At 51.2% G+C, this 22,786-nt stretch carries 23 protein-coding genes and 1 pseudogene; 12 read left to right on the top strand and 12 right to left on the bottom strand.

Annotation, left to right across the window (positions count from 1 at the left end; genetic code table 11):
* Position 1: 1 nt before the first annotated feature.
* From KDD30_RS11410 to narQ, 5 genes are all read right to left on the bottom strand, one after another.
* Positions 2-691, bottom strand: coding sequence for a M15 family metallopeptidase (locus KDD30_RS11410; protein ID WP_249199132.1), 690 nt, complete (start codon positions 689-691; stop codon positions 2-4).
* Complete coding sequence (dapE, locus tag KDD30_RS11405) at positions 688-1,821, bottom strand: succinyl-diaminopimelate desuccinylase (protein WP_211645989.1); 1,134 nt, start codon at positions 1,819-1,821, stop codon at positions 688-690. Before dapE ends, KDD30_RS11410 begins: the two co-directional genes overlap by 4 nt.
* Before the next feature lie 50 nt (positions 1,822-1,871).
* A complete protein-coding gene (locus KDD30_RS11400) occupies positions 1,872-2,219 on the bottom strand; it encodes an ArsC family reductase (RefSeq protein ID WP_211645988.1) in 348 nt (115 codons plus the stop codon).
* Between the two features lie 115 nt (positions 2,220-2,334).
* The gene (locus KDD30_RS11395) at positions 2,335-2,970 is read right to left on the bottom strand and encodes a response regulator (protein ID WP_211645987.1); all 636 of its coding nucleotides are present in this window, start codon (positions 2,968-2,970) and stop codon (positions 2,335-2,337) included.
* Between the two features lie 5 nt (positions 2,971-2,975).
* On the bottom strand, positions 2,976-4,730 hold the full coding sequence (gene narQ / locus KDD30_RS11390) for a nitrate/nitrite two-component system sensor histidine kinase NarQ (RefSeq protein ID WP_256449217.1): 1,755 nt from the start codon (positions 4,728-4,730) through the stop codon (positions 2,976-2,978).
* Positions 4,731-4,930: 200 nt separating this feature from the next.
* Here narQ and napF point away from each other — a divergent pair, with 200 nt between their 5' ends.
* The 6 genes from napF to KDD30_RS11360 are packed head-to-tail and all read left to right on the top strand — an operon-like array spanning position 4,931 to position 9,464.
* Complete coding sequence (napF, locus tag KDD30_RS11385; protein ID WP_211645985.1) at positions 4,931-5,428, top strand: ferredoxin-type protein NapF; 498 nt, start codon at positions 4,931-4,933, stop codon at positions 5,426-5,428.
* Entirely contained in the window at positions 5,425-5,754 is a 330-nt protein-coding gene (locus KDD30_RS11380; RefSeq protein WP_211645984.1) for a chaperone NapD, read from the top strand. Before napF ends, KDD30_RS11380 begins: the two co-directional genes overlap by 4 nt.
* Positions 5,751-8,237, top strand: a complete 2,487-nt coding sequence (gene napA / locus KDD30_RS11375; RefSeq protein WP_211645983.1) for a periplasmic nitrate reductase subunit alpha — start codon at positions 5,751-5,753, stop codon at positions 8,235-8,237. Before KDD30_RS11380 ends, napA begins: the two co-directional genes overlap by 4 nt.
* Before the next feature lie 17 nt (positions 8,238-8,254).
* Positions 8,255-8,737, top strand: coding sequence for a nitrate reductase cytochrome c-type subunit (locus KDD30_RS11370; RefSeq protein ID WP_211649884.1), 483 nt, complete (start codon positions 8,255-8,257; stop codon positions 8,735-8,737).
* Positions 8,737-9,312 carry a NapC/NirT family cytochrome c gene (locus KDD30_RS11365; RefSeq protein WP_211645982.1) on the top strand — a complete coding sequence of 192 codons (576 nt, stop codon included), beginning with the start codon at positions 8,737-8,739 and terminating at the stop codon, positions 9,310-9,312. The genes KDD30_RS11370 and KDD30_RS11365 overlap by 1 nt, the downstream gene beginning before the upstream one ends.
* Positions 9,313-9,323: 11 nt before the next feature.
* Complete coding sequence (locus KDD30_RS11360) at positions 9,324-9,464, top strand: TIGR02808 family protein (RefSeq protein WP_211645981.1); 141 nt, start codon at positions 9,324-9,326, stop codon at positions 9,462-9,464.
* On the opposite strand, the gene KDD30_RS11355 is transcribed toward KDD30_RS11360, so the two are convergent.
* Positions 9,452-9,643, bottom strand: a complete 192-nt coding sequence (locus KDD30_RS11355) for a hypothetical protein (protein WP_211645980.1) — start codon at positions 9,641-9,643, stop codon at positions 9,452-9,454. The genes KDD30_RS11360 and KDD30_RS11355 overlap by 13 nt on opposite strands.
* An 87-nt stretch (positions 9,644-9,730) precedes the next feature.
* Positions 9,731-10,072 (bottom strand): DUF2956 domain-containing protein, encoded by a 342-nt coding sequence (locus KDD30_RS11350; protein ID WP_211645979.1) that lies wholly within the window; start codon positions 10,070-10,072, stop codon positions 9,731-9,733.
* A 387-nt stretch (positions 10,073-10,459) separates the two neighbouring features.
* Between KDD30_RS11350 and KDD30_RS24875 the strand changes: the two are divergent.
* The 3 genes and pseudogenes from KDD30_RS24875 to KDD30_RS11335 all read left to right on the top strand — a co-directional run bounded on the left by KDD30_RS24875 (position 10,460) and on the right by KDD30_RS11335 (position 12,463).
* Positions 10,460-10,902: pseudogene (locus KDD30_RS24875) on the top strand (DUF2919 domain-containing protein).
* A gap of 19 nt (positions 10,903-10,921) precedes the next feature.
* Positions 10,922-11,323, top strand: coding sequence for a hypothetical protein (locus tag KDD30_RS11340; protein ID WP_211645978.1), 402 nt, complete (start codon positions 10,922-10,924; stop codon positions 11,321-11,323).
* Positions 11,324-11,548: 225 nt separating this feature from the next.
* A complete protein-coding gene (locus KDD30_RS11335) occupies positions 11,549-12,463 on the top strand; it encodes a Dyp-type peroxidase (protein WP_211645977.1) in 915 nt (304 codons plus the stop codon).
* Positions 12,464-12,529: 66 nt separating this feature from the next.
* Here the strand turns inward: KDD30_RS11335 and crr are convergent, their stop codons facing one another.
* The 5 genes from crr to cysZ form a co-directional block, all read right to left on the bottom strand.
* Complete coding sequence (gene crr / locus KDD30_RS11330; protein ID WP_211645976.1) at positions 12,530-13,039, bottom strand: PTS glucose transporter subunit IIA; 510 nt, start codon at positions 13,037-13,039, stop codon at positions 12,530-12,532.
* A 40-nt stretch (positions 13,040-13,079) separates the two neighbouring features.
* Positions 13,080-14,807, bottom strand: a complete 1,728-nt coding sequence (gene ptsI, locus KDD30_RS11325) for a phosphoenolpyruvate-protein phosphotransferase PtsI (RefSeq protein WP_211645975.1) — start codon at positions 14,805-14,807, stop codon at positions 13,080-13,082.
* Positions 14,808-14,866: 59 nt separating this feature from the next.
* On the bottom strand, positions 14,867-15,124 hold the full coding sequence (locus KDD30_RS11320; protein ID WP_211645974.1) for an HPr family phosphocarrier protein: 258 nt from the start codon (positions 15,122-15,124) through the stop codon (positions 14,867-14,869).
* 320 nt (positions 15,125-15,444) lie between these two features.
* On the bottom strand, positions 15,445-16,413 hold the full coding sequence (cysK, locus tag KDD30_RS11315) for a cysteine synthase A (RefSeq protein ID WP_211645973.1): 969 nt from the start codon (positions 16,411-16,413) through the stop codon (positions 15,445-15,447).
* Between the two features lie 219 nt (positions 16,414-16,632).
* Positions 16,633-17,403, bottom strand: a complete 771-nt coding sequence (gene cysZ, locus KDD30_RS11310; RefSeq protein ID WP_211645972.1) for a sulfate transporter CysZ — start codon at positions 17,401-17,403, stop codon at positions 16,633-16,635.
* A gap of 395 nt (positions 17,404-17,798) precedes the next feature.
* Between cysZ and zipA the strand changes: the two genes are divergently transcribed.
* The 3 genes from zipA to KDD30_RS11295 all read left to right on the top strand — a co-directional run bounded on the left by zipA (position 17,799) and on the right by KDD30_RS11295 (position 22,774).
* Positions 17,799-18,890: a cell division protein ZipA gene (zipA, locus tag KDD30_RS11305; protein ID WP_211645971.1), complete on the top strand. Its 1,092-nt coding sequence runs from the start codon at positions 17,799-17,801 to the stop codon at positions 18,888-18,890.
* Positions 18,891-19,065: 175 nt separating this feature from the next.
* The gene (ligA, locus tag KDD30_RS11300; RefSeq protein ID WP_211645970.1) at positions 19,066-21,078 is read left to right on the top strand and encodes an NAD-dependent DNA ligase LigA; all 2,013 of its coding nucleotides are present in this window, start codon (positions 19,066-19,068) and stop codon (positions 21,076-21,078) included.
* A 568-nt stretch (positions 21,079-21,646) separates the two neighbouring features.
* The gene (locus KDD30_RS11295; RefSeq protein WP_211645969.1) at positions 21,647-22,774 is read left to right on the top strand and encodes a porin; all 1,128 of its coding nucleotides are present in this window, start codon (positions 21,647-21,649) and stop codon (positions 22,772-22,774) included.
* The last annotated feature ends 12 nt before the right edge of the window (positions 22,775-22,786 follow it).

Below are 22,786 nucleotides of genomic sequence, written 5' to 3'. Positions count from 1 at the left end.
ATCAGACCTCACTGATGTTGTTGATGTACTTACTGTAAAGCGTATCAAGGTTTGCCAGAATTTGCGATTTTCCTGCAACAGGTTGTTGACGGATCACTGTGGCAAGCTGGCTTGGCGTACACTGCGCGCGGAGGACTTCGCTGATCGGAAAATAGCTGATATGCCAGGGTTCTACGGCAACACCGCCCAGATCAACGGCATAAGGTCGGTAAAAGCCGTACCGCGCCATATTGGCGGACAGCCACTGATTGAAACTGGCCTGATGAGCATCCCCTTCATATTCCCAGGGTTCGAGCTGAAGCTTTTCTCCCTCGGGCAGACAATTGGCAGCGTACACATCAATATCTGTTCCCCAGTGGTGGCGGCTGGCACCGGGCAGGGCGGACCAGCGTAAAATCGCATGGATTTTGGCTTCATCCGACAGGCTGTCCGGATCCATCGGCTGGCTGTTGCTGTCCAGAATCGGACGCAATCCCTGAAACTTGTTGTTCCAGATCAGCATCTGGCGATCAAAGGAGCGGAAAGCGCTGGCCAGTGTCAGTTCGAAGCCCGCCTCACTGGCCGCCTGTTGCAGCGCGGCCAGTGCGTCCTGAACACCCTGGTGAATCTGTTTTCCCTGATAGTCACACAGATGACTTTCGTCTTGCCCGGTGAGCTGCGCCAGTGTTAACGGGTGTTCAAGGTGCTTCATACCAGTGCTTTTTCCAGAACTTTCTGATACATGTCGGTCAGCTTTTCCAGATCGGCGATTTTCACACATTCGTTCACCTTGTGAATGGTGGCATTCACCGGCCCTAGTTCGACCACCTGTGCGCCGGTACGGGCAATGAAACGACCATCTGAGGTTCCACCGGTTGTGAGCAGTTCAGGGCGACGATGGTTCACTTCCTCAATCGCGCTGACAACGGCTTCCAGCAGGGTACCTTCATCGGTCAGGAACGGATGACCGCTGAAGGTCCATTTCAGGTCGTAGGACAGACCATGAGCATCCAGTACGGAGTGCACTTTGCGTTTGATGTCTTCATCCGTCAGCTCGGTACTGAAACGGAAGTTGAACTGGACTTCAAACTCTCCCGGAATGACGTTTGAAGCACCGGTGCCAGCCGCGACGTTCGCGATCTGAAAGCTGGTTGGCGGGAAGTATTCATTGCCGTTGTCCCAGGTTGTTGCGGCCAGTTCGGCCAGCGCTGGCATGGCATTATGAACCGGGTTATCTGCCAGATGCGGGTAGGCAACATGGCCCTGAACGCCTTTGACCACTAAGTCCCCGGTGATGGAACCACGGCGGCCGTTTTTCACCACATCGCCCACTTCATGGGTACTGGAGGGTTCGCCCACAATACACATATCGATTTTTTCATGTCTGGCTTCCAGTGCATCAATCACGCGGGTGGTACCGTTAATGAAAGGCCCTTCTTCATCGGAGGTGATCAACAGTGCAATCGAACCTTTGTGGTCCGGATGCTCTGCCAGATAACGTTCAATCGCAACCACCATGCACGCCAGAGAGCCTTTCATATCGGCAGCACCGCGGCCATGAAGGTAACCGTCAATGACCGTCGGTTCAAACGGTGGTGTATGCCATTGGGCCGCAGGGCCCGCCGGAACCACATCGGTATGACCTGCAAACACAAACAGCGGGGCTTCAGTGCCCCGGCGAGCCCAGAGATTGGTGGTATCTTCAAATACCATGGGCTCAATCTTGAAGCCCAGCTTTTCCAGTCGGTTGATCATCAACTCCTGACAGCCGGCATCTTCAGGGGTGACTGACGGGCGGCTGATCAGGTCTTTGGCCAGGGCAAGAACGGGGCTGTCTGACATCCGTGTTTCCTTCTTGATTCGTAAATGTTTGGGAAATAAAAAATTCGGGCTCAGGCAAAAATGCCCTGATATTGTTCAGGTTTAAAGCCCAGGTGATAGGTGTTGTTGTGGACCAGCAGGGGACGCTTGATCATCGCCGGATGTTCCAGCATCAGTGCCAGTGCATTGTCGCGGTTCAGATTGTTTTTTTGTTCATCGCTCAGTTGGCGAAACGTGGTGCCGCGTTTGTTGAGCATAGCTTCCCAGCCGAGTGCTGCTTCAAAGGTTTCCAGCAGGCCTGGGTCCAGACCATCAGCGCGGTAGTCATGAAAGCGGTAATCGATGCCCTGAGCATCCAGCCATTTTTTCATTTTCTTGATGGTGTCGCAGTTTTTAATACCGTAGGCAATGGTGCTCATAATCTAACCCGTATTTATTTGGCTGAATGGAAATAACAGCCCCTTTTATAACGGGAATCAACAGGCTTCGCAATGGCAAAGCCTGTTCCGGGCGGATTCAGGGACGCGGTGGAGATTATCTGTCCTGTGCCTGCAGATAAATGACGGTGGCTGCCGTGCGGGAACCAGCCCCCAGCTTTTTAAGCAGACTTTTGATATGGACTTTGACGGTGGCTTCGGAGATGTAAAGCTGGCTGGCAATATCTTTATTCCGCTTGCCCTGAGCCACCAGCTGGAGAATCTCCGTTTCTCTGGCGGTCAGTTCATGCAGCGGATCCGGCGCCGATAGTTCTTCAGCCAGAATCTGGCTGATCTGTTCACTGAACACCTGTTGGCCGTTCAGTGCCTGACGCAGCAATGCCAGTAACTGCTCTGGTTCTGTATCTTTGAGCAGGTACCCGTCGGCACCAGCGTTCAGGAGTGCCCGGATATCACTGGGATTGTCGGAGACGGTGAGAATGACGACCAGTGCCTGGCAGTTCTGTTCTCGCAAAGCCCGGAGCGTATCCAGCCCAGACAACCCTTTCATATTCAGATCGAGCAGGATCAGGTCCGGGTCGTCTGCTGCAGCAAGATCCAAAGCCTGATAGCCCTGGCTGGCTTCCCCGATCAGAGTAAAGTCGGGTTCCAGTGAAAGCAACTGGCTGAGACCCCGGCGCATCAGCGGATGGTCATCCACAATCAGTATCCGGTAGGCAAGCGGTTGGGTCATTGCGGTTATCCTGTTTGTTGTAAGACGAATTTCACCTGCACCTGACAGCCTTCGCCGGTGGCACTGGTGAGCGTTAAGTTGCCGCCCAGACTTTCGGTGCGTTCCTGCATGATGGCCAGCCCGTAATGGGCGTGTTTGGCGTGCGAGGGGTCAAAACCTACCCCGTCATCGGCGATTGTCACGAAAACCTGATTGCCGTCCATCATGCAATGAATGGTAATGCGGGTGGCTTGCGCATGTTTGATGGCGTTCAGGACTGCTTCCCGGGTGATTTGCAGTAAATGAATATGCTGAGATGCATTGAGCTGTAAGGAAGGCAACTGGTTGTGCAGCACAATACAGGCCGAGGTCTGACTACGAAGCGGGGCGAGCATATCCGTCAGCGCTTCGCCAAGCCGGCCGGGTTTCACATTCAGACGAAACGTATTGAGCAGTTCCCGAAGCTGGCGATAAGCCTGAGACAGTCCCTGATCCAGGTCATCAATGACGGCACGGGCCTCGTCCGGCGCGCTGGCATTCTGACGTTTGAGCAGCGCCAGCTGAATCTTCAGATATGACAGTGACTGTGCCAGCGAGTCGTGCAGTTCCCGGGCAATGGTCGCTCTTTCTTCCATCAGCAAAAGCTGATCATTCCGGGTCTGCGTTTGCTGTGTATAAAGCGCGCGGCTCAAAAGGTGGCCAACACTGACGATCAGAGTCGGATCCGGACAGGGCAGAGTGTGTTGCCACCACAGCGTGCCTAAAGACTGATCCGCCTGCTTCAGGGGATGCTGATGCCAGCGCTGGTTCTCGTCCGGCTGACCGGCTTCAAATTCAGACCGGATGCCATCACCTTCTTCAACCACCAGCCGGATCACCGCAAACCCTTCCAACTGAATCAGGTGGTTTAGGATCTGACTGAAATGCCGGGCCTGGATCCGGTTGACCGAGAGTAACTGTGCACAGTCATACAAAGTTTTCAGGGCATTGTTGGCTTCCTGCAGCCGGTGTGTTTTTTCAGCCACGGTTGACTCCAGCGCCTGATAGCTTTGCCCCAGTTCCTCAGCCATCTGGTTAAACGCTCTTGCCAGTGTGCCCAGTTCATTCTGGCTGTGCTCACTGACCCGAACGGAAAAGCAGCGCGACTGAACCTGACGACTGGCCGCCAGCAGGCTTTGCAACGGCGGCACAATCTGACGGCGACTGTAGTGGATTGCAAAGAGGGCGAGCAGCAGGATGAGCCCCAGACCGAGGCCGGAAAAGATCGCCATCAGTTGCAGTTTGTGCTGTGAAAACGCCTGGATGTCGGAAACGAACTGATCAATCCGGTCAACAAACTCAGGCATCTGGCGCAGATAACTTTCCGGAAACTGGCTGGTCAGCTGCGGGCTGACCCGACGCCAGTCTTCCAGCAGGGCCTGGTAGCTTCGGGTAAGCCTGGCGGGGGTTAATCTGTTTTGCAGCGAAGTCATTGCCGGCGCATTCAGGGTCTGACTGAATCGCAGGATATCTGCTTCATCCGCCTGGCCTGTCTGGGCGAGCTGAAACGCGAGCCGATAGCTCTGCATGCGCAGCGAGCCTGCCAGATTGACCATCTCGGCATCATAGCGGCTGGCACTGACCGTCATCAGGGTCGCGCCAGTGGTGAGTAAAGACAGCAGCACAATCGCCAGCATGATACGCGCGATCACGGTTGTTACGCTAATCTTTTGATCACCATGCCTGTTTATTTTCGGGTGCTGAGACACGCGGGCTCCTGCGCGGAAAGTGACAGTTTTCATGTTCATTCTGATGTTGTCGCTGATGTTTGGCATTTTGTGAAGATTGTCAGTGTACTTTCTTGATCTCAAACAAGCTTAGCCCCGAATTACCCCCTTCGGGGTATGGGCTGCTATTGATAACCCTACCTAAACTAGGCTTATAAAACAGGCACGGCATCTTACAGACCCGGCGATGCTGCTGCGTAAGAGGTGATGGACTCATGGCGGATTTGGCGAGGCGATTCTGGTTACGGCAACGGCAGGCACTGCAGGCGCCCCGTTTACCCTGGATGATTGGGGATACGGCGTTTACCGATCAGTGCACGCGTTGCCAGGACTGCCTGAAAGCCTGTGAATCACACATCATCGTGATCGGAGACGGCGGTTTCCCCCAAGTCGATTTTCAGCATGGCGAGTGCACCTTTTGTTATCAGTGTGCTGATGTCTGCCCGGAGCCGCTGTTTCGTCCCCGGGCTGAGGCACCCTGGAGCGCGATCGCCAGTATCACGGAAAGCTGTCTGGCTTCACAGGGCGTGGAATGCCGGAGTTGTGGCGATGCCTGTGAACCGATGGCGATTCAATTCTCGCTGCAGCCCGGCCGTGTTGCACAGCCGGAAGTTCACGCTTCCGATTGTACGGGTTGCGGGGCCTGCGTGTCTGTCTGCCCGAGCCAAGCCATTCATATTCAGTCTGAAACTCAGCGGAATCACACATCATGAAGCAATACAGTGAAGCGAACCAAGCGGGTCGGCAACCGTCGTTGGGCCATGCGGCGCAGGGCGGAGAAGTGCATATTTCCAGCCTGGTCATCCATGTCAAACCGGAAGGGCTGGCGCAGGTGAAAGCCCGGGTGAATGCCATACCGCAAGCTGAAGTCTATGGCGAAAGCCCGGCGGGCAAGCTGGTGGTGGTTCTGGAAACGGCAAGTCACCGGGAAGTCGCCGACCTGATCGACATTATTCATGCATATGAGCATGTGCTCACCGCTTTTCTGGTGTTTCACCAGATTGAGCAGCAAGGACCTGACTTTGAGGAAATCCAATGAAAATGACCCGACGAGCGTTTGTGAAAGCAAACGCGGCTGCGTCTGCTGCGGCGGTCGCAGGTATCAGTTTACCGGCCACTGCCACCAATCTGATTGTGAGCTCGGATGAAACCAAGATTCACTGGGACAAAGCCCCGTGCCGTTTTTGCGGCACCGGCTGTTCTGTGCTGGTGGGAACACAGGAAGGGCGGGTAATTGCAACGCAGGCCGATCCGGAAGCGGAAGTGAACCGTGGCCTGAACTGCATCAAAGGCTATTTTCTGTCCAAAATCATGTACGGTGCCGACCGTTTGACCACGCCTCTGCTGCGCATGAAGGACGGCAAGTTCCATAAAGACGGTGACTTTCAGCCCATCAGCTGGGATCAGGCATTCGATATCATGGCCGAGAAATGGAAAGCGGCGCTGAAAGCCAAAGGGCCGACCAGCGTGGGCATGTTCGGCTCCGGTCAATGGACCGTTATGGAAGGCTATGCCGCGTCGAAAATGATGAAAGCGGGGTTCCGCTCCAATAATATCGACCCCAATGCCCGGCACTGTATGGCGTCGGCTGTTGTGGGGTTCATGCGGGCGTTCAATATGGACGAGCCCATGGGCTGCTACGACGATTTTGAACATGCGGATGCTTTTGTGCTGTGGGGGTCAAACATGGCCGAAATGCACCCGATTTTGTGGACCCGGATTACCGACCGCCGACTGAGCTACCCGCATGTCAAAGTGAACGTCCTGTCGACCTACTATCACCGCTCGTTTGAGCTGGCGGATAACGGGATGATCTTCCATCCGCAGACGGATCTGGCGATTGCCAACTTTATCGCACATTACATCATTGAAAATGATGCCGTGAACTGGGATTTCGTGAACAAGCATACCCACTTCAAGCGGGCCGATACGGATATCGGCTATGGCCTGCGCGATGATGACCCGCTTCAGAAAGCAGCGGCACACCCGAATTCCGGTGCGATGCATGACATGAGTTTCGAGGAATATAAAGCTTCTGTCGCTGAATATACGCTGGAAAAAGCAGCGGAACTCTCGGGCGTTACACAGGAAAAACTGCTGGAACTGGCCAAATATTATGCCGATCCGAACATCAAAGTGATGTCGCTCTGGACCATGGGCATGAACCAGCACACCCGCGGTGTTTGGATGAACAACCTGGTTTATAACATTCACCTGCTCACCGGAAAAATCTCGCAGCCGGGCAATAGCCCGTTCTCGCTGACCGGTCAGCCATCGGCGTGTGGGACCGCGCGAGAAGTGGGTACCTTTGCCCATCGTCTGCCGGCGGATCTGGTGGTCACCAATCCGAAACACCGCGCCACCGCTGAGAAAATCTGGAAGTTGCCGGAAGGCACCATCCCGCCGAAGCCCGGATTCCATGCCGTGCAGCAAGACCGAATGCTGCATGATGGCGTCCTGAATGCTTACTGGGTGATGTGTAACAACAACATGCAAGCGGGACCGAATATCAATGTCGAGCGTTTGCCGGGTTATCGCAATCCGGAGAATTTCATCGTCTGCTCCGATCCCTATCCGACCGCAACCGCACAGGCTGCTGACCTGGTTTTACCAACCGCGATGTGGGTGGAGAAAGAGGGTGCATACGGCAATGCAGAGCGCCGGACGCAGGCCTGGTATCAGCAGGTGAAGGCGCCGGGGGATGCGAAATCGGATCTCTGGCAGATCATGGAATTCAGCAAGCGCTTCAAGATTGAAGAAGTCTGGGATGAAGCATTGCTGGCCAAGATGCCAGAGTACCGGGGCAAGACAATGTACGACGTGCTGTTCCGCAACGGGCAGATTGACAAGTTCCCGCTGAAAGAAGCCCAGGCACTCAATGATGATGCCCAATCGCAGGGATTCTATGTTCAGAAAGGTCTGTTTGAGGAATATGCAGCCTTTGGCCGGGGCCATGGCCACGATTTGGCACCTTACGATGCGTATCATCAGGCTCGTGGGTTGCGCTGGCCAGTCGTGAATGGACAGGAAACCCGCTGGCGTTATGCCGAGGGTTCAGATCCTTATGTACCTGAAGGCAAAGGTTTTTACTTTTATGGTCAGCCGGACGGCAAAGCCAACATTATTTTCGCGCCTTATGAACAACCCCCGGAAGTCCCGGACGAAACCTATGACCTGTGGCTCTGTACCGGGCGCGTGCTGGAGCACTGGCACACCGGCACCATGACGCGTCGTGTCCCTGAGCTTTATAAAGCCGTGCCGGATGCCGTGTGCTACATGCATCCGGATGACGCGAAGCAGCGGAATATCCGCCGGGGCGATGAGGTTTTGCTGGCTTCACGTCGTGGTGAAGTGCGTTGCCGTGTGGATACACGGGGCCGGAATCGTCCGCCAGCCGGGCTTGTGTTTGTGCCTTTCTTTGATGCCCGGGTCCTGATTAACAAACTGGTGCTCGATGCAACGGATCCGCTCTCCAAGCAGACGGATTATAAAAAATGTCCAATCAAGATCACCAAGGTGTAAGGGAGCCGGTCATGTGTATGAACAAAATTTTCGTTGGATGCCTGGTGGGACTGATGGTGCTGGGCAGTGCGCAAGCCGCCGACGAGACTCTGGTCGGTGGAAATGGCGGGCTGGAATCACTGCGTGGTAAAACGGAGTTGAATGAGACCTTTAGCGGAGAGCGCTGGAAGCAGTATCCGAAAGATGGCAAGCCGATAGACAGTGATTATGTGTATCAGCCACCGCTGATCCCGCATACCATCCGTAACTATGAACTGTCGCTGAATGCGAATAAGTGTTTGTCCTGCCACAGCTGGAAATATGCCAATGAAATGGGGGCAACCAAGATCAGTGTGACGCACTATCGATCGCCCCGGCAGGGACAAGTGCTGTCGGATGTGTCGCCCAGCCGCTACTTCTGCCTGCAGTGCCATGTACCGCAGGCGGATGCTCAGCCACTGGTCGAGAACACCTTCAAACGGGTCGATGCACTGAAAGATCAAGCACAACGGAGCCAGTAATGAAACTATTGAAACGATTCTGGCAACGCTTCAGTTCACCGAGTAAAGCCGCGGTTGGCCTGGTGCTCTTTCTGGGGTTTATGGGCGGGCTGCTGTTCTGGGGCGCTTTTAACACCGGTATGGAGGCAACGAATACAGAAGCGTTCTGTTCAGGGTGCCATGCACCGATCGTGAAAGAAATCCGATCAACGATTCATTATTCGAATCGTTCCGGGGTCCGAGCGATTTGTTCCGATTGTCACGTACCGCATGAGTGGACGGATAAAATTGTCCGCAAAGTTCAGGCCTCGAAAGAGTTGTTCGCATTCGCTATCGGGACGATAGATACCGAAGAAAAATTTCAGGCACGACGCGGGCATCTGGCACACCGGGAATGGAGCCGGATGAAGAAGAATGATTCGAAAGAGTGCCGAAACTGTCATCAGTTCGAGTACATGGATTATTCCGAACAGGCGCCCCGAGCGGTCAATCAGCATTCCAGCGCATTGGCTTCCGGTGATAAAACCTGTGTGGATTGCCATAAAGGGATTGCGCACCGGTTACCGGATATGAAAGACGTCGAAGGCTGGCAATAGGAGGGAGCGTTATGAGTACATTGGAATCTATTATCTGGCATGTCTTGGGTTATGCAGCAATGCCAGTGATTATTCTCTCCGGCTTTCTGGGGGTTGCGATTGTCGCAATGTGGTTGCTCTCCTTTGGCAAGGACAAACCTCAGAAATCCTGATCGGATGGATGTTGATTGGGCTGCCACCAACTGAGTCCCAGTTGAATGCCCCACACTGCATACAGTGGCAGCCATTCAATCAAAAATGCACGCAGTGTTGCCGGGCCGGACAACATGAGTTCCACCAGGTGAATCACAGCAACGCTGGCTAAGCCCAGCAGACAAATCATCCGAAACACACGCCGCTCCATACTGAAACCCTTTGAAAGTCTATGGGTAAGTATAGATGCAAATGCAAATTGTTATCAAGTGCATTTCTTGTGTGTTTATTGATTTGTCATTAACAGCCATCCCAGAAAAACGCCCCAGGAAAGGATGAGCAGAATCCAAGGTAATTTTGCCTGTTTAACAATGATTTCCGGCGATTCTGTTGTGGTATTTTCTGCTTGCTGTGTCATCGTTTTGTCTTTCTGCTGTTTCTTGCGAAGCTTATCCCGCTCTCTGGCTTTGGCTTTCTGCTGTTTTTTATACAGTTCAATACCTTTTTGAATACCCTGCGCAATGAGTTTGGTTTGCTCTTTGGTCTGGCCGGGTTTTTGGGTTGCTTTGGCAATCCGCAGCGCTTCCGCTTGTGTTTCTGGCGATGGGGTGTTGTTCGATTGATTCATCTTAGTCTCTTTCGGGTGAAAATATCAGGCGCGTAGCATTTTATGCTGGTTTCTATTCGTGAGATGTCAGCGTTAAAAATGTAGGAATATTTCTACATTGTCAGTAAATCACATGGATCCCACCTTGTTCAGTGAAGTCGATGAAAGCCTACTAAATTGATGATTAATCATCAATTCCCCAGAGGATTAAGTCTCGGCTCTGAAAGGATGGACGGCCTTGTTTATCGTTGTTTGTTAAATATACGTAAAAGCGTGATCATGATTGCAGGTTAAGCAAAAGATTCGTGCGTTAAAGCGCAGAACTTACGTCTGTAACTTTGCCAATTGATCCATATCATTTAATGTCGAAAAAGATAAATACGATGTTCAATAATCCTGGGCGGCAGCATGTATTCAATTGATGCCTACAACAGCCATGGTCAGTTGAAACCTTCTGCTTTGTTGTGGCTGAGTTTTCTGTTCAGTGCAAGGGGATGGGGTGTATTTATGATGGCTGGAGCAAGCCAAGCGCAGGGAGCGCAATTGCTGCAGCTGTTTTTCCCGCATGCAGAAAACTTGTATCTGCTGATGGGGTAGGCTTTCCAGCGATGTTACTGATGTGGCTGAGTGGCCTGAGACATAAGAAAAATAAAATTATACATGGCGTGTGGGGGAATGGCAGAGTGATTTTGCTGATGACTTACACGTTGGATATTCTGTTGCAAGTGTACCAACTGACATTAATACGAGGTGCCTTTAGCTGGCCGGGAGCAATCACACTGGTGATATCGCTCTGGCTGATGGCTTATCTGGTACGGAGTTCCCGAGTCAGACATACATTTGCCAATTAGCCCACGGAGAAGATGTCAGATGAATGAATTTGGGAGAGGTTTGGTGCTGTTCAGTGCCTTATTAAGCCCATTGGCGATGGCCGACTGGTTGTTGAATGTGAACCTGGAACTGTCGAGTGCAGGTTATCACCAGTCCGTGACCACTTCATTGCAACTATTGCCCGGTGAAGAAACAGTGATTTTTGGCAGCGCGACCGGCGATCAGGGGCGGAAGTTTTTCGGGAGCGCCGAATTACTGGAAGTGTCCGCTGAAGAAGTCAAAATCGCTTTTAAGATTCAAGAACAGCTGGACGATGGCGCATGGCGGGTACTGGCCGCCCCGGTGATCTCGACAGGATTGGATACGCCAGCCTCGTTTGAAACCTGTGAAGACGATGCATTGAATTCTGTGAAGTTGCAAGTCGCGGTCATGTCAGCCTGATTGACAGGCGATGACATTGAATGAAATGCAATCAAGGCGCCTGAAAGGGCGCCTTTTTTCTGATGGGTCGGAATCCCTGTGGCAACGTTTGTCCAATTTGCAAAGTATGTGGCTTGGCTGTCTGTGATCAATATGCTTAACTCACAATCAGATACCATGATTGGATCGCCCGAGACTGCAATCGGTTTGAGATTGTGATGTCGGAGAGATCCAGTCCATAAATAGATGAGCAATGGGAGAGTGAATGTGACGCCACAAAGTGCCATTTTACCTGAATCCGGACCGTTTTCTTTAGTCAGCGTGTTTAACCTGGTCGGAAACCAGGACAAGGTGATCCGTCAATGCCAAGGGTTGCTGGATGTGGTGAATAAGCTGAACCAGCAACACGTGAGTGCTGATATTCATCTGAGCGTTGGCTTTGGGAAAAGCTTCTGGCAACGGCTGGAGCAGGGTGTACCGGAAGACTTTGAAGAGTTTGTGCCGTTGGGCAGTGGCGATGTGACGGCACCAGCCACCGGCGGCGATCTGCTTTTGCATCTTCATTCCAATCGTCACGATCTGAATTTTCATTTACTCAGCACTTTCATGCAGTCTGTTGCAACTGAGGTTGAACTGCTGGATGAAACGCATGGTTTCCGATACCTCGATGCCAGAGATCTGACCGGATTCATCGATGGAACAGAAAACCCGAAAAAGCAGGAAGCACGCCGGGAAGTTGCAGTGATCCCGCAAGGCACCTTTGCCGGAGGCAGCTTTGTGATGCTGCAGCGCTTTGTCCACAATCTGCCAGCCTGGCATGCGGTTCATGTTGCCCAACAGGAAAAAATCATCGGTCGGACCAAGCCCGATTCGGTTGAACTGGAAGATGTTGCAGAGAACTCTCACGTCGGACGCGTTGACCTGAAAGAAAATGGCAAAGGCCTGAAAATTGTGCGCCATAGCTTGCCCTACGGCACAATGAGTGGCGATCATGGTCTGTTGTTCATTGCTTATTGCGCGCAACAGCGGAACTTCAGGGAAATGCTAGACAGCATGTATGGCGAGAAAGATGGTCAAACCGATAAGTTGCTGGATTTCACCAAAGCAGTGACGGGCGCTTATTTTTTTGTGCCATCCGCAGAAATGCTGATACAACTGTAATCCGTTGTACTGATGCATACAAAAATGCCACCCATCGGGTGGCATTTTTATCATTCTCAAGGCGTCTTACTTCTTGATACGCAGTACCGGGGTTTCACCGACAGTCACGGCACCAGACAGTTTGCTCAGTTCTTTGATTTCATCCATGTTAGAAATCACAACTGGTGTCAGGGTAGACTTCGCTTTCTCTTCCAGCACAGCCAGATCAAATTCGATGATGGTGTCACCAACTTTCACTGATTGGCCTTCTTCAGCAACACGGGTGAAGCCTTCACCTTTCAGTTCAACGGTATCAATACCGAAGTGAACAAAAAGCTCTACACCGTCATCAGACTCAATAGAGAACGCGTGGTTGGTTTCAAAGATTTTACCGATAGTACCATTTACTGGTGCAACCATTTTGTTGCCAGCAGGTTTGATCGCAATGCCATCACCCACGATTTTCTCAGCAAAGACAACATCAGGCACATCTTCGATATTGACGATTTCACCTGAAAGCGGGGCGATGATCTCAATTGCACCAGCTTCATTGGTGTCGTCAGAAACCAGTTTCTTTAATTTGTCAAACAGACCCATAGCGTTGCTCCTAAGCGTTGTTATTCTATCTGCTGCAATCTTAGCAGATGGTTTTTTCTGCGATAAATGTCTCTACATGTGCTTCGATTTCTGCGGCTGTTGGCATCGCAAGGGCTTGTTCTGCCATCAACTTCACATCAGCAAAGTTGCTGTTTCGAATCACTTTCTTGATGCGCGGAATTGAAATCGCACTCATGCTGAACTCATCAAGTCCCATGCCAAGCAGCAGCAGGGTTGCACGTTCATCACCCGCCAATTCACCGCACATGCCAGTCCATTTCCCTTCCGCGTGGGAAGCGTCAATCACTTGCTTTATGACAGTGAGTACTGCAGGCGACATTGGATTATACAGATGAGAAATCAGCTCGTTACCACGGTCAACAGCCAGAGTATACTGGGTTAAGTCGTTTGTACCAATGCTAAAGAATTCAACTTCTTTTGCCAGATGGTGAGCAATTGCCGCCGCCGCTGGTGTTTCCACCATCACGCCAACTTCAATGGTTTCGTCGAACGCCAGGCCTTCTTCACGCAGCTCGGCTTTGTATGTTTCCAGTTCGTTCTTCAGTTCACGAATCTCTTCTACAGAGATGATCATCGGGAACATGATGCGCAGTTTACCATGCGCAGATGCGCGCAGAATGGCACGAAGCTGGGCACGCAGGATTTCACGACGATCCAGGCTGATACGTACAGCACGCCAGCCCAGGAACGGGTTCATTTCTTTCGGCAGATCCATATAAGGCAGATCTTTGTCGCCGCCAATATCCATGGTACGGATGATCACCGCCTGACCTTGCATGGCCTGAGCCACATCTTTGTAGGCTTGATACTGCTCGTCTTCAGTCGGCAGGGTATCCCGGTCCATGAACAGGAATTCAGTTCGGTACAGACCCACACCTTCACCGCCGTTGCGGTTGACGCCATCACAGTCTTTGACGGTACCAATGTTACCGCACACTTCGACCTGATGACCGTCCAGTGTGATGGCTGGCAGATCTTTCAGTTTCGCCAGCTCGTCTTTTTCTGCCTGATACTCATCACGAATGGTTTTGAATTTCGCCATTTCATCAGCAGTCGGGTTGATTACGATTTGGTTATTAATCGCATCCAGAACCAGCATGTCACCATTGTTGACTTGCTTGGTGATGTCGTTGGTTCCCACAATCGCTGGCAGCTCCAGAGAACGGGCCATGATTGAGGTATGAGAGGTACGGCCACCAATATCGGTGACAAAACCCAGCACGTAGTTCAGATTGATCTGAGCCGTTTCAGACGGGGTCAGATCGTTCGCCACCAGAATCACTTCTTCGTTAATGGCGCTCAGGTTGACGATGTTAATACCCAGCGCATTTTTCACAACACGGTTGCCGATATCACGGATGTCGGTTGCACGCTCTTTCAGGTACTCATCGTCCAGAGATTCCAGTGTGGTTGCCTGTTCTTCAATAATTGCGTGAATGGCATAAGCTGCACGCACTTTATTGTCTTTAATGAAGGCTATGATTTCCTCTTCCAGCTCTTCATCTTCCAGCAACATGATGTGGCCTTCAAAGATGGCTTCCTTTTCTTCACCAAAGGTTGCACGCGCTTTTTCTTTGATCACTTCAAGCTGCTCAGAAGATTTCTGACGCGCATTGAAAAAGCACTCGATTTCTTTGTCGAGTTGATCCGCAGAAATCGGTGACTTATCAAGAGTAATCTCTTCTTCCTGCAGCAGTAGCGCTTTACCAAAAGCGATACCAGGAGATGCCAGGATACCTGAAATCATAGCCTTACCTTAAAATTAACAAACAACTAGTAGGGAATTTTTGTACTGCGGCTAGTGAATTAGTGCAGTTGGTCCATCAGGGCAACCAGATGGTCGACAGCTTCCTGTGCCTGCGCACCTTCTGCTGAAATTGTGACCACAGTGCCTTTCACCAGGCCTAGTGTTTGCAGTTTAAACAGGCTTTTTGCACTTGCGCTTTTGCCGTTAGACGTCACAGTGATGTCAGCTTCAAAACCTTTCGCTTCTTTCACGAACTGCGCAGCAGGACGAGTGTGTAGGCCGTTTTCTGCAGTGATCTCAACTTGCTTCTGATACATTTTTCACCCCGATTCTTGATATCGTCTTATGTAATAATCACGTAACTGAAGGTAAGCTTAATCCCAATAGCCAGAGCTTGCTAACTTAGGTGATTAATTTCACATTCACTTCCATTGGTTTAGTGTAAGTTCTGGGACCCATTTTAAGGGGTTCATTTCCCAGCAAACATCGACCAGGTCAATTTTTGCCCTTTTATTTCGATGCAGAAAATAAAAGCGTGGTCGGATTTATATTAAAGGTAAGGTCAAAAAGCAATAAAAAAGCCCCCGATGGGGGGCTTGACATTAACAATTGCTTATCAAAAATGGCAATTTTGTGATCACTGTTGGGTTTCTTTTTCGGTGAAGATACCCGCAAATAGAGCAGATGATAAATAACGCTCACCTGAGCTTGGTAGCACGACAACAATGTTTTTACCTGCAAATTCCGGACGCTCAGCAATCCGGTTTGCAGCGATAACTGCCGCACCGGAAGAGATACCAGCCAGAATGCCTTCTTCTTCCATCAGACGCTGTGCCATAGCGATAGCATCTTCAGAGCTCACGCGCTCAACTTCATCAATCAGTGCCAGATCCAGGTTGCCTGGAATGAAACCAGCACCAATGCCCTGAATCTTGTGCGGGGCCGGTTTGATTTCTTCACCATTCAGTGCCTGAGTGATCACCGGAGACTCCGTTGGTTCAACGGCGACGGTGGTGATGGCTTTGCCTTTCTGTTGTTTGATAAAGCGGCTGACACCAGTCAGCGTTCCACCGGTACCTACACCTGAGACGAATACATCGATTTCACCATCGGTTGCATCCCAGATTTCCGGACCTGTCGTTTTTTCGTGGATTTGCGGGTTAGCCGGGTTGTCGAACTGTTGCAGCAGCAGGTATTTGTCCGGATCAGAAGCAACAATTTCTTCTGCCTTCTCAATGGCACCTTTCATGCCTTTCGGTGCTTCTGTCAGAACCAGGTTCGCACCAAGTGCTTTCAGCAGCTTACGACGCTCCAGACTCATGCTTTCCGGCATGGTCAGCGTCAGCTTGTAACCGCGTGCAGCAGCAACGAAAGCCAGAGCAATCCCTGTATTCCCGCTGGTCGGTTCAACCAGTTCTACGCCTTGTTTCAGGACACCGCGTTTTTCAGCATCCCAAATCATGTTGGCACCGATCCGGCATTTCACGCTGAAACTTGGGTTGCGTGACTCGACTTTTGCCAGAACGTTGCCTTTGCTGACGCGGTTCAGGCGCACCAGCGGGGTATTCCCAATGGTCAGAGAATTATCTTCGTAAATCTTACTCATGCTTGTCGTTCCTTGGTGACACGTTATCAACAGATGATAGACCAAGCATAATCGCTGACTGCACATTGAAAAGTAATTTATTGTTATATCTTAGAGTTATAAGAAAAGGTGTGACGTCACCCACTTTATGAGTGAGTACGGGGCGGGTCGTTCGGTATTTGGGGTGTGAAATTGGCATGAGATGGGGGTGCGCCCCATCTCTCAGGGTATCAGGGCCGTTTATTGTGCTCGGGTTTTCAGCATGGGTTGACGATAGTGGTCAACCCACATGGCTGTCGCACCACATACCGCGACCGGCATGACAAACAGATTCAGAACCGGTGTCATGGTACAGAGCATGACCAGACTGCCGAAGCTCAGTGATTTGCCCCGGCGCTCTTTCAGCGCATCGCGCATCGTGATGAAAGGAATCTTATGGTTATCAAACGGGTAATCCACATATTGAATCGTCATCATCCAGGCGCTGAATAAAAACCACAAGACAGGCCCCAGCGTTTGTCCGACAACAGGGATCCATAACAGGATCAGTAACCCGAGCGCTTTGGGCAGGTAGTATTTCAGTTTGATCCATTCCCGGTGCATGATGCGGGGTAAATCTTTCAGAATGTCCTTCAGACCACTGTCCGGCGCTTTTTCCCCGGTCAGTTTTGCTTCGAGATGCTCGGCAAGCAGCCCATTAAAGGGGGCCGCAATCCAGTTAGCAATGGTGCTGAAAAAGTAAGACAGCACGACCAGCAGCGCAATCGCCAGTAATGGCCACAGCAGGTACGACAGCCAATCCAGCCAGCCGGGTAAACCTTCCATCCAGCCCGTGATCCAGTCGTCAAGCTGTGTCAGGATATAGCTGAATGCGGCGCCGAACAGCAAAATGTTCACGAGTAAGGGAATCATGACAAACCGGCGGGTGCCGGGTTGCATCGCCAGTGACAGGCCGCGAAAGAAGTAGCCCGCACCGCCAATCGGTGTAGTGTTGTAAGCATGGTTTGGCATTGCCAGTCTCCTACTGATGAACCCATCATCTGTGCTTGAGCAGATGCTGGGTTAAAGTGCGGGCATAGTAACGGCATTTCAAGGGCAGGATCAATCCGGTGGCATAGACAGACTTGGGCGATGATGCCAGTCAATTGATGGAATTTTGTGCTCGGATGCACTATATGACATCAATCACAACATTGAACTTCTCTTTCGGATTTGAGTTTTGATACATTAAGGTCAATACCTTCATGAGATAGGTTGAAAGCCTTACGGCTTTGATGACAACAAAATTGTCTCAGGTGTGGCTCGCTCAGTTAGGTCTTTTTTGATCGCCTGTGTGGCAGGTTGGTAAAGACTCACTGGTTCTGGCCGTTTTGGTTCAGGTAAACAAGATATTCAGAGTATTCATAATGCAGGAATTGCGTCTGGTTCTAATTATTGTCGGAGTGCTGGCTATCTCCGCACTTCTTTTGCACGGTTTATGGTCGAGCCGGAAGGACAAGCCCGCGAAGTTTGGTGAAAAGCCAATCGGCCGTCTGGGTGAGGGCAAACAGAAAGATACGGAAGGCTTTGATCAGGATGGTATTGGTTCTGTTCGGGTCATCGCGGGTAGTCCTCCTGCTGAGCAGGTACCAGCGAAGCGGTCAGAGCGAAAAGAGCCAGAACTGCATTTCGGAGATGCACTGGATGTGGATCCGCTGCTGGATACGCCAGTGACGCCTGCAACAGCTCAGCGGCAAGAGAATCAGCCAGAGCTTGAACAAACCTCAGATGTGATTGCCCCGACGCAAACTGCGTCACATCTTCAGACCATGACGGAAGAAGCTCCCGCTCAGGAATCTGTTCAGGAATCCGAGTTGGATGCATTGCCGAAAACGCACGCTGAAATGACCACAGAACCTGCCCCGGTCGATGAACCAGAACAGCCGACAACACAACCTACCGTGACTACAGCGTTCACGGCTGAATCGCCGCTATCGAGTGATGCTGCAACTTCCGAGCAGGCTGAAGTGACTGATGCTCCGATTCAGGCGCAGCAGGCTGAACTGCACAACCAGCCAGAAACACTGGTTGAAGAGGCACCTGTTGCCCTGGAGCCTGATTTTCTGGTGCTCAATGTTCATGCCCGTCGTGGTGAACTGCTCTCCGGTGTGAAGCTGTTTCAGTGCCTGGAGCGACACCATCTGATTTACGGTGACAATTCGGTGTATCATCGCCATGCAGATTTAACCGGCACCGAGCCAGTTCTGTTCACCGTAGCGAATATGGTCAGTCCGGGATATTTTCCGCAAGATCAAATCGATGAATTTGAAACACCGGGCATTGCTTTTTATCTGATGCTACCTTGCCACGGTCGTGCGGATGATAATTTTAATCTGATGCTGCAAACCGTACAGCGTGTGGCGGATGAGCTGAGTGCGGATATTCTTGATCATGAGCGAAATCTGATCACGCCGCAGCGACTGAAAGCCTGTCGCGAGAAAGCCAAGCTTTATCTTTAAGCCCTGATCATTCAGGCATCGATTGAATCATTAGGGCCCCTTTTTGGGGCCCTAGTTATTGAACCGCAGATCATCGGCATCCGGCAGATTCAGACACAGCACAGGCCGGGTGAATTGTTCAGGTCTTTTCACGGCATGGACAATACTGGATTAAGAATTGAGTTAGGAAAGAGCAATGACAGACATCCAAGAACAGTTGACCGCCTTACGTGAGCAGCTCGCACATCACGGTTATCTATATTATGTGGAAGATAATCCTGAAGTCCCGGATGCTGAATATGACCGCTTAATGCAGGCTTTACTGAAGCTGGAAGCTGAGCATCCGGAACTGGTGACCTCTGACTCACCAAGTCAGCGCGTTGGAGGGCAACCGCTTGCCGCGTTTACTCAGGTCAGCCATGAGTTGCCGATGCTGTCGCTTGATAATGCATTTTCGGATGAAGACCTGACGAATTTTCACCGTCGTCTGACTGAGCGCTTAGCCGCAACGGCCAGAGTGGCTTATTGTTGTGAACCTAAGCTGGACGGGCTGGCCGTCAGCCTGATGTACGAAAATGGGGTGTTGGTTCAGGCAGCAACTCGCGGGGACGGCACCACAGGCGAGAACATTACAGCCAATGTCCGGACCATTCGTGCCATTCCACTGAAACTCCGTGGTGACGACTGGCCATCCCGGCTTGAAGTGCGTGGCGAAGTTTTTATGCCAAAACGCGGATTTGAAGAACTCAATGAACGTGCTGCAAAGAAAGAGGAGAAAATTTTTGCCAATCCCCGGAATGCGGCAGCAGGCAGTCTGCGACAGCTGGATCCGCGCATTACAGCCACCCGTCCGCTGAGTTTTTATGCGTATTCTGTGGGTGTGGTTGAAGGTGCTGAATTGGCAGACAGCCAGTATGAGCGGCTGTGTCAGTTAAAACACTGGGGACTGCCTATGTGCCCGGAAACCCGGCGACTCGAGAATCTGGCGGAGGTGATTGGTTTCTATCAGGCCATTGGCGAGAAGCGCCAGCAACTGAGTTACGAAATTGACGGGGTTGTAATCAAGGCGGATGACATCGCCCAGCAACAGCAGCTTGGATTCGTAGCCCGTGCGCCCAGATGGGCTATTGCCTATAAGTTCCCGGCACAGGAAGAGCTGACTGTCTTGAATCATGTGGAATTTCAGGTGGGGCGAACCGGTGCGATTACCCCCGTAGCCAAACTGGCTCCGGTGATGGTCGGTGGCGTCACGGTCAGTAACGCAACGCTGCACAATGCCGATGAGATTGCCCGGTTGGGGGTGATGATCGGAGATACCGTCGTGATCCGCCGGGCAGGTGATGTCATCCCGCAGGTTGTTTCTGTGGTGACTTCCCGTCGTCCTGAAGATGCAACCCCCATCGAATTCCCGTCGGCATGCCCGGTGTGTCAGTCGGCGATTGAGCGTGTGGAAGGCGAAGCCGTTGCCCGCTGCTCCGGTGGCCTGATCTGTCAAGCGCAGCGGAAAGAAGCACTGAAGCACTTTGTCTCGCGTAAAGCGCTGGATGTTGATGGTTGCGGCACCAAAGTGATTGAGCAGTTAGTGGATAAAGAAATGGTCGCGACGCCGGCCGATCTGTTCAAGCTTTCCCCCGGGATTCTGACGGGTCTGGAACGCATGGGACCGAAGTCAGCTCAGAAACTGGTGGATGCCTTCCAGGCGGCGAAAACGACAACGTTGCCACGCTTTTTGTATTCATTGGGTATCCGGGAGGTCGGGGAAGCGACTGCGGCGAATCTGGCGAATCATTTCCTGACGCTTGAGGCTGTGATGGCTGCAACAGAAGCACAGTTGATTGAAGTGCCGGATGTTGGCGGTATTGTTGCCGCTCATGTGCATAATTTCTTTAGCGAGGCGCATAACCGGGATGTGATCCGAGCGTTACTTGAGCAGGACATTCACTGGCCTGCGATTGAAAAGGTTTCTGAGGATGTCGAACTCCCGCTTGCCGGTAAAGTCGTGGTACTTACGGGAACTTTGTCTCAACTGAGCCGGACGGATGCGAAAGCAGCATTGCAGGCGCTGGGTGCGAAAGTCACAGGCAGTGTGTCCAAGAAGACGGATTTGCTGGTGGCTGGTGAAGCAGCCGGATCTAAATTAGCGAAAGCGCAAGAGCTTGGCATTGAAATCTGGGATGAAAACCAACTGATTGCCCAGATGAACGAGTGACACTTTTTTCAATCCACTCATCAAGATGAAGCCCGCCGAATAAGGCGGGCTTTTTGATATCACGTTATTATCATACTTTTTTTGTTTCGAATTATTACTCGTCATCCGAGCATGCTAAATCATTTTTATGAATATAAGCACCTGCCCATATATTCCATATTTTATATAAGAATCGATCTCTTACAATCAGATGAAACACATGTTGTAACATGCAGAAAAGTACAATCAAGATCGCAGTAGTAAGAATGTTATTTTTATATCTAACTGAAATATAAGATTTTAATTCAATTAATAAAAGCCATTTAATGGAACCATGACTAGGATCACTGATACCAGATAAATTTGCGCTGAATCATATTTTTTTAACGACAAATTAACTTCTGATTGATGTTTTGCGCCGCGAAAGTAGTCTTACCCTTGAACTGATTAAAGTTCCCAACCAAACAAAATATGGAATAGCAAACTCACATCAGGTTTGACTGACATATTGGGGAGAGTGACCTGTCGTCAACGGCGGCCAACCTTATTTGGCGTCAGGTCTACAGCTAGTTTTTTTAGGAGTTTTTCCATGGAAAATGTGTTCAAGCGTTCGCTTTTAGGTTTAGCCATTGCATCAGCTGCAGTTGCAACAACGGCGCAAGCCGCACCTGCGACAGATACAGTGGATCTGTACGGCCAGGTTGCAGTTTCTGTGTGGCAATTCGGTGAAGATAAAATTGGTGGTGGTGACGCCCCACTGAATGTGGTTAACGAATCCCGTTTTGGTCTGCGTGGCTCAAAAGAGTTGGCGCGTGGTCCGAACCTGATCTGGCAGCTGGAAGGTGGTGATGTTGGTGACGCGGGCGGTAACTCAGGTTTAGGTGTTCGTGATACCTATATCGGTGCAAGTTTCGACGATGGTAGCCGGGTTCGCTTGGGCCGTATGCTGACACCATTGTATGAAGTGATCGACTGGCCATACTCAGGTCAGCGCGCGGGTGCAATTTTCGACTGGGGCGGTGATGTTGTTGGTGGTGCACGTTACGACCGTCAATCAAACATGGTTCGCTTCGATTCAGGCAACTACAGCGGCTTCACCTTTAATGTGGCAGCAGGCCGTGGTACTGAGGATGACAAAGATTCCAACTTCTACGGCGTCGGCGCACATTATTCAACAGGTCTGTTCACGCTGCATGCGGCGTATGAAGCAGGCTCTGACCGCGACGTCAGTGCAAACTCGACCTTCTACCGTGCCTATCTGGCACAACAGCCCGGCAATCCGCCTAAGTTTGATGAGGTTAAAGGCAGCACTAAATCGGATACAGATGCATATCTGCTGGGCTTTGAGCTGAATCTGGGTGACTTTGGTGTTTACGGTGCGTACAAACACGAAGCTGCTGACTATGATGATGGTAAGTTTAATGTTGATGGAAGTGAGATTAACTTCACGGACATGGACATTGAGCAGGGAAGCTACTCAGTCGGTCTGGTTTATAGTGGCGTAGAAAACTGGCAGTTTAAAGCCAACTATGCGGCGAATCTGGAAGCCGATGCGAAAGGAAAATCTATATCTGGTTCCGAGGACTACATCGTTTCTACAAATATCTTGTACTTCCTGGATGATTCTGCAATCACTTATGTGCGCCCTTATATGATTTCGAAAGACGACTCAGATGCTGAGTTCGGTTGGGGATGGGGAGTCGAGTACTACTTCTAATCGCTGAACTGC

The sequence above is a fragment of the Photobacterium sp. GJ3 genome, from assembly GCF_018199995.1.
Classification (GTDB): Bacteria; Pseudomonadota; Gammaproteobacteria; order Enterobacterales; family Vibrionaceae; genus Photobacterium.
The sequence above is the reverse complement of the archived record's forward strand: the minus strand, read 5'-3'. Positions and strand labels throughout refer to the sequence as shown.

Excerpts from the sequence above, each read along its gene's own strand:
- KDD30_RS11410 (WP_249199132.1), bottom strand. The coding sequence starts at position 691 with ATGAAGCACCTTGAACACCCGTTAACACTGGCGCAGCTCACCGGGCAA.
- dapE (WP_211645989.1), bottom strand. The coding sequence starts at position 1,821 with ATGTCAGACAGCCCCGTTCTTGCCCTGGCCAAAGACCTGATCAGCCGC.
- KDD30_RS11400 (WP_211645988.1), bottom strand. The coding sequence starts at position 2,219 with ATGAGCACCATTGCCTACGGTATTAAAAACTGCGACACCATCAAGAAA.
- KDD30_RS11395 (WP_211645987.1), bottom strand. The coding sequence starts at position 2,970 with ATGACCCAACCGCTTGCCTACCGGATACTGATTGTGGATGACCATCCG.
- narQ (WP_256449217.1), bottom strand. The coding sequence starts at position 4,730 with ATGAAAACTGTCACTTTCCGCGCAGGAGCCCGCGTGTCTCAGCACCCG.
- napF (WP_211645985.1), top strand. The coding sequence starts at position 4,931 with ATGGCGGATTTGGCGAGGCGATTCTGGTTACGGCAACGGCAGGCACTG.
- KDD30_RS11380 (WP_211645984.1), top strand. The coding sequence starts at position 5,425 with ATGAAGCAATACAGTGAAGCGAACCAAGCGGGTCGGCAACCGTCGTTG.
- napA (WP_211645983.1), top strand. The coding sequence starts at position 5,751 with ATGAAAATGACCCGACGAGCGTTTGTGAAAGCAAACGCGGCTGCGTCT.
- KDD30_RS11370 (WP_211649884.1), top strand. The coding sequence starts at position 8,255 with ATGAACAAAATTTTCGTTGGATGCCTGGTGGGACTGATGGTGCTGGGC.
- KDD30_RS11365 (WP_211645982.1), top strand. The coding sequence starts at position 8,737 with ATGAAACTATTGAAACGATTCTGGCAACGCTTCAGTTCACCGAGTAAA.
- KDD30_RS11360 (WP_211645981.1), top strand. The coding sequence starts at position 9,324 with ATGAGTACATTGGAATCTATTATCTGGCATGTCTTGGGTTATGCAGCA.
- KDD30_RS11350 (WP_211645979.1), bottom strand. The coding sequence starts at position 10,072 with ATGAATCAATCGAACAACACCCCATCGCCAGAAACACAAGCGGAAGCG.
- KDD30_RS11340 (WP_211645978.1), top strand. The coding sequence starts at position 10,922 with ATGAATGAATTTGGGAGAGGTTTGGTGCTGTTCAGTGCCTTATTAAGC.
- KDD30_RS11335 (WP_211645977.1), top strand. The coding sequence starts at position 11,549 with ATGAGCAATGGGAGAGTGAATGTGACGCCACAAAGTGCCATTTTACCT.
- crr (WP_211645976.1), bottom strand. The coding sequence starts at position 13,039 with ATGGGTCTGTTTGACAAATTAAAGAAACTGGTTTCTGACGACACCAAT.
- ptsI (WP_211645975.1), bottom strand. The coding sequence starts at position 14,807 with ATGATTTCAGGTATCCTGGCATCTCCTGGTATCGCTTTTGGTAAAGCG.
- KDD30_RS11320 (WP_211645974.1), bottom strand. The coding sequence starts at position 15,124 with ATGTATCAGAAGCAAGTTGAGATCACTGCAGAAAACGGCCTACACACT.
- cysK (WP_211645973.1), bottom strand. The coding sequence starts at position 16,413 with ATGAGTAAGATTTACGAAGATAATTCTCTGACCATTGGGAATACCCCG.
- cysZ (WP_211645972.1), bottom strand. The coding sequence starts at position 17,403 with ATGCCAAACCATGCTTACAACACTACACCGATTGGCGGTGCGGGCTAC.
- zipA (WP_211645971.1), top strand. The coding sequence starts at position 17,799 with ATGCAGGAATTGCGTCTGGTTCTAATTATTGTCGGAGTGCTGGCTATC.
- ligA (WP_211645970.1), top strand. The coding sequence starts at position 19,066 with ATGACAGACATCCAAGAACAGTTGACCGCCTTACGTGAGCAGCTCGCA.
- KDD30_RS11295 (WP_211645969.1), top strand. The coding sequence starts at position 21,647 with ATGGAAAATGTGTTCAAGCGTTCGCTTTTAGGTTTAGCCATTGCATCA.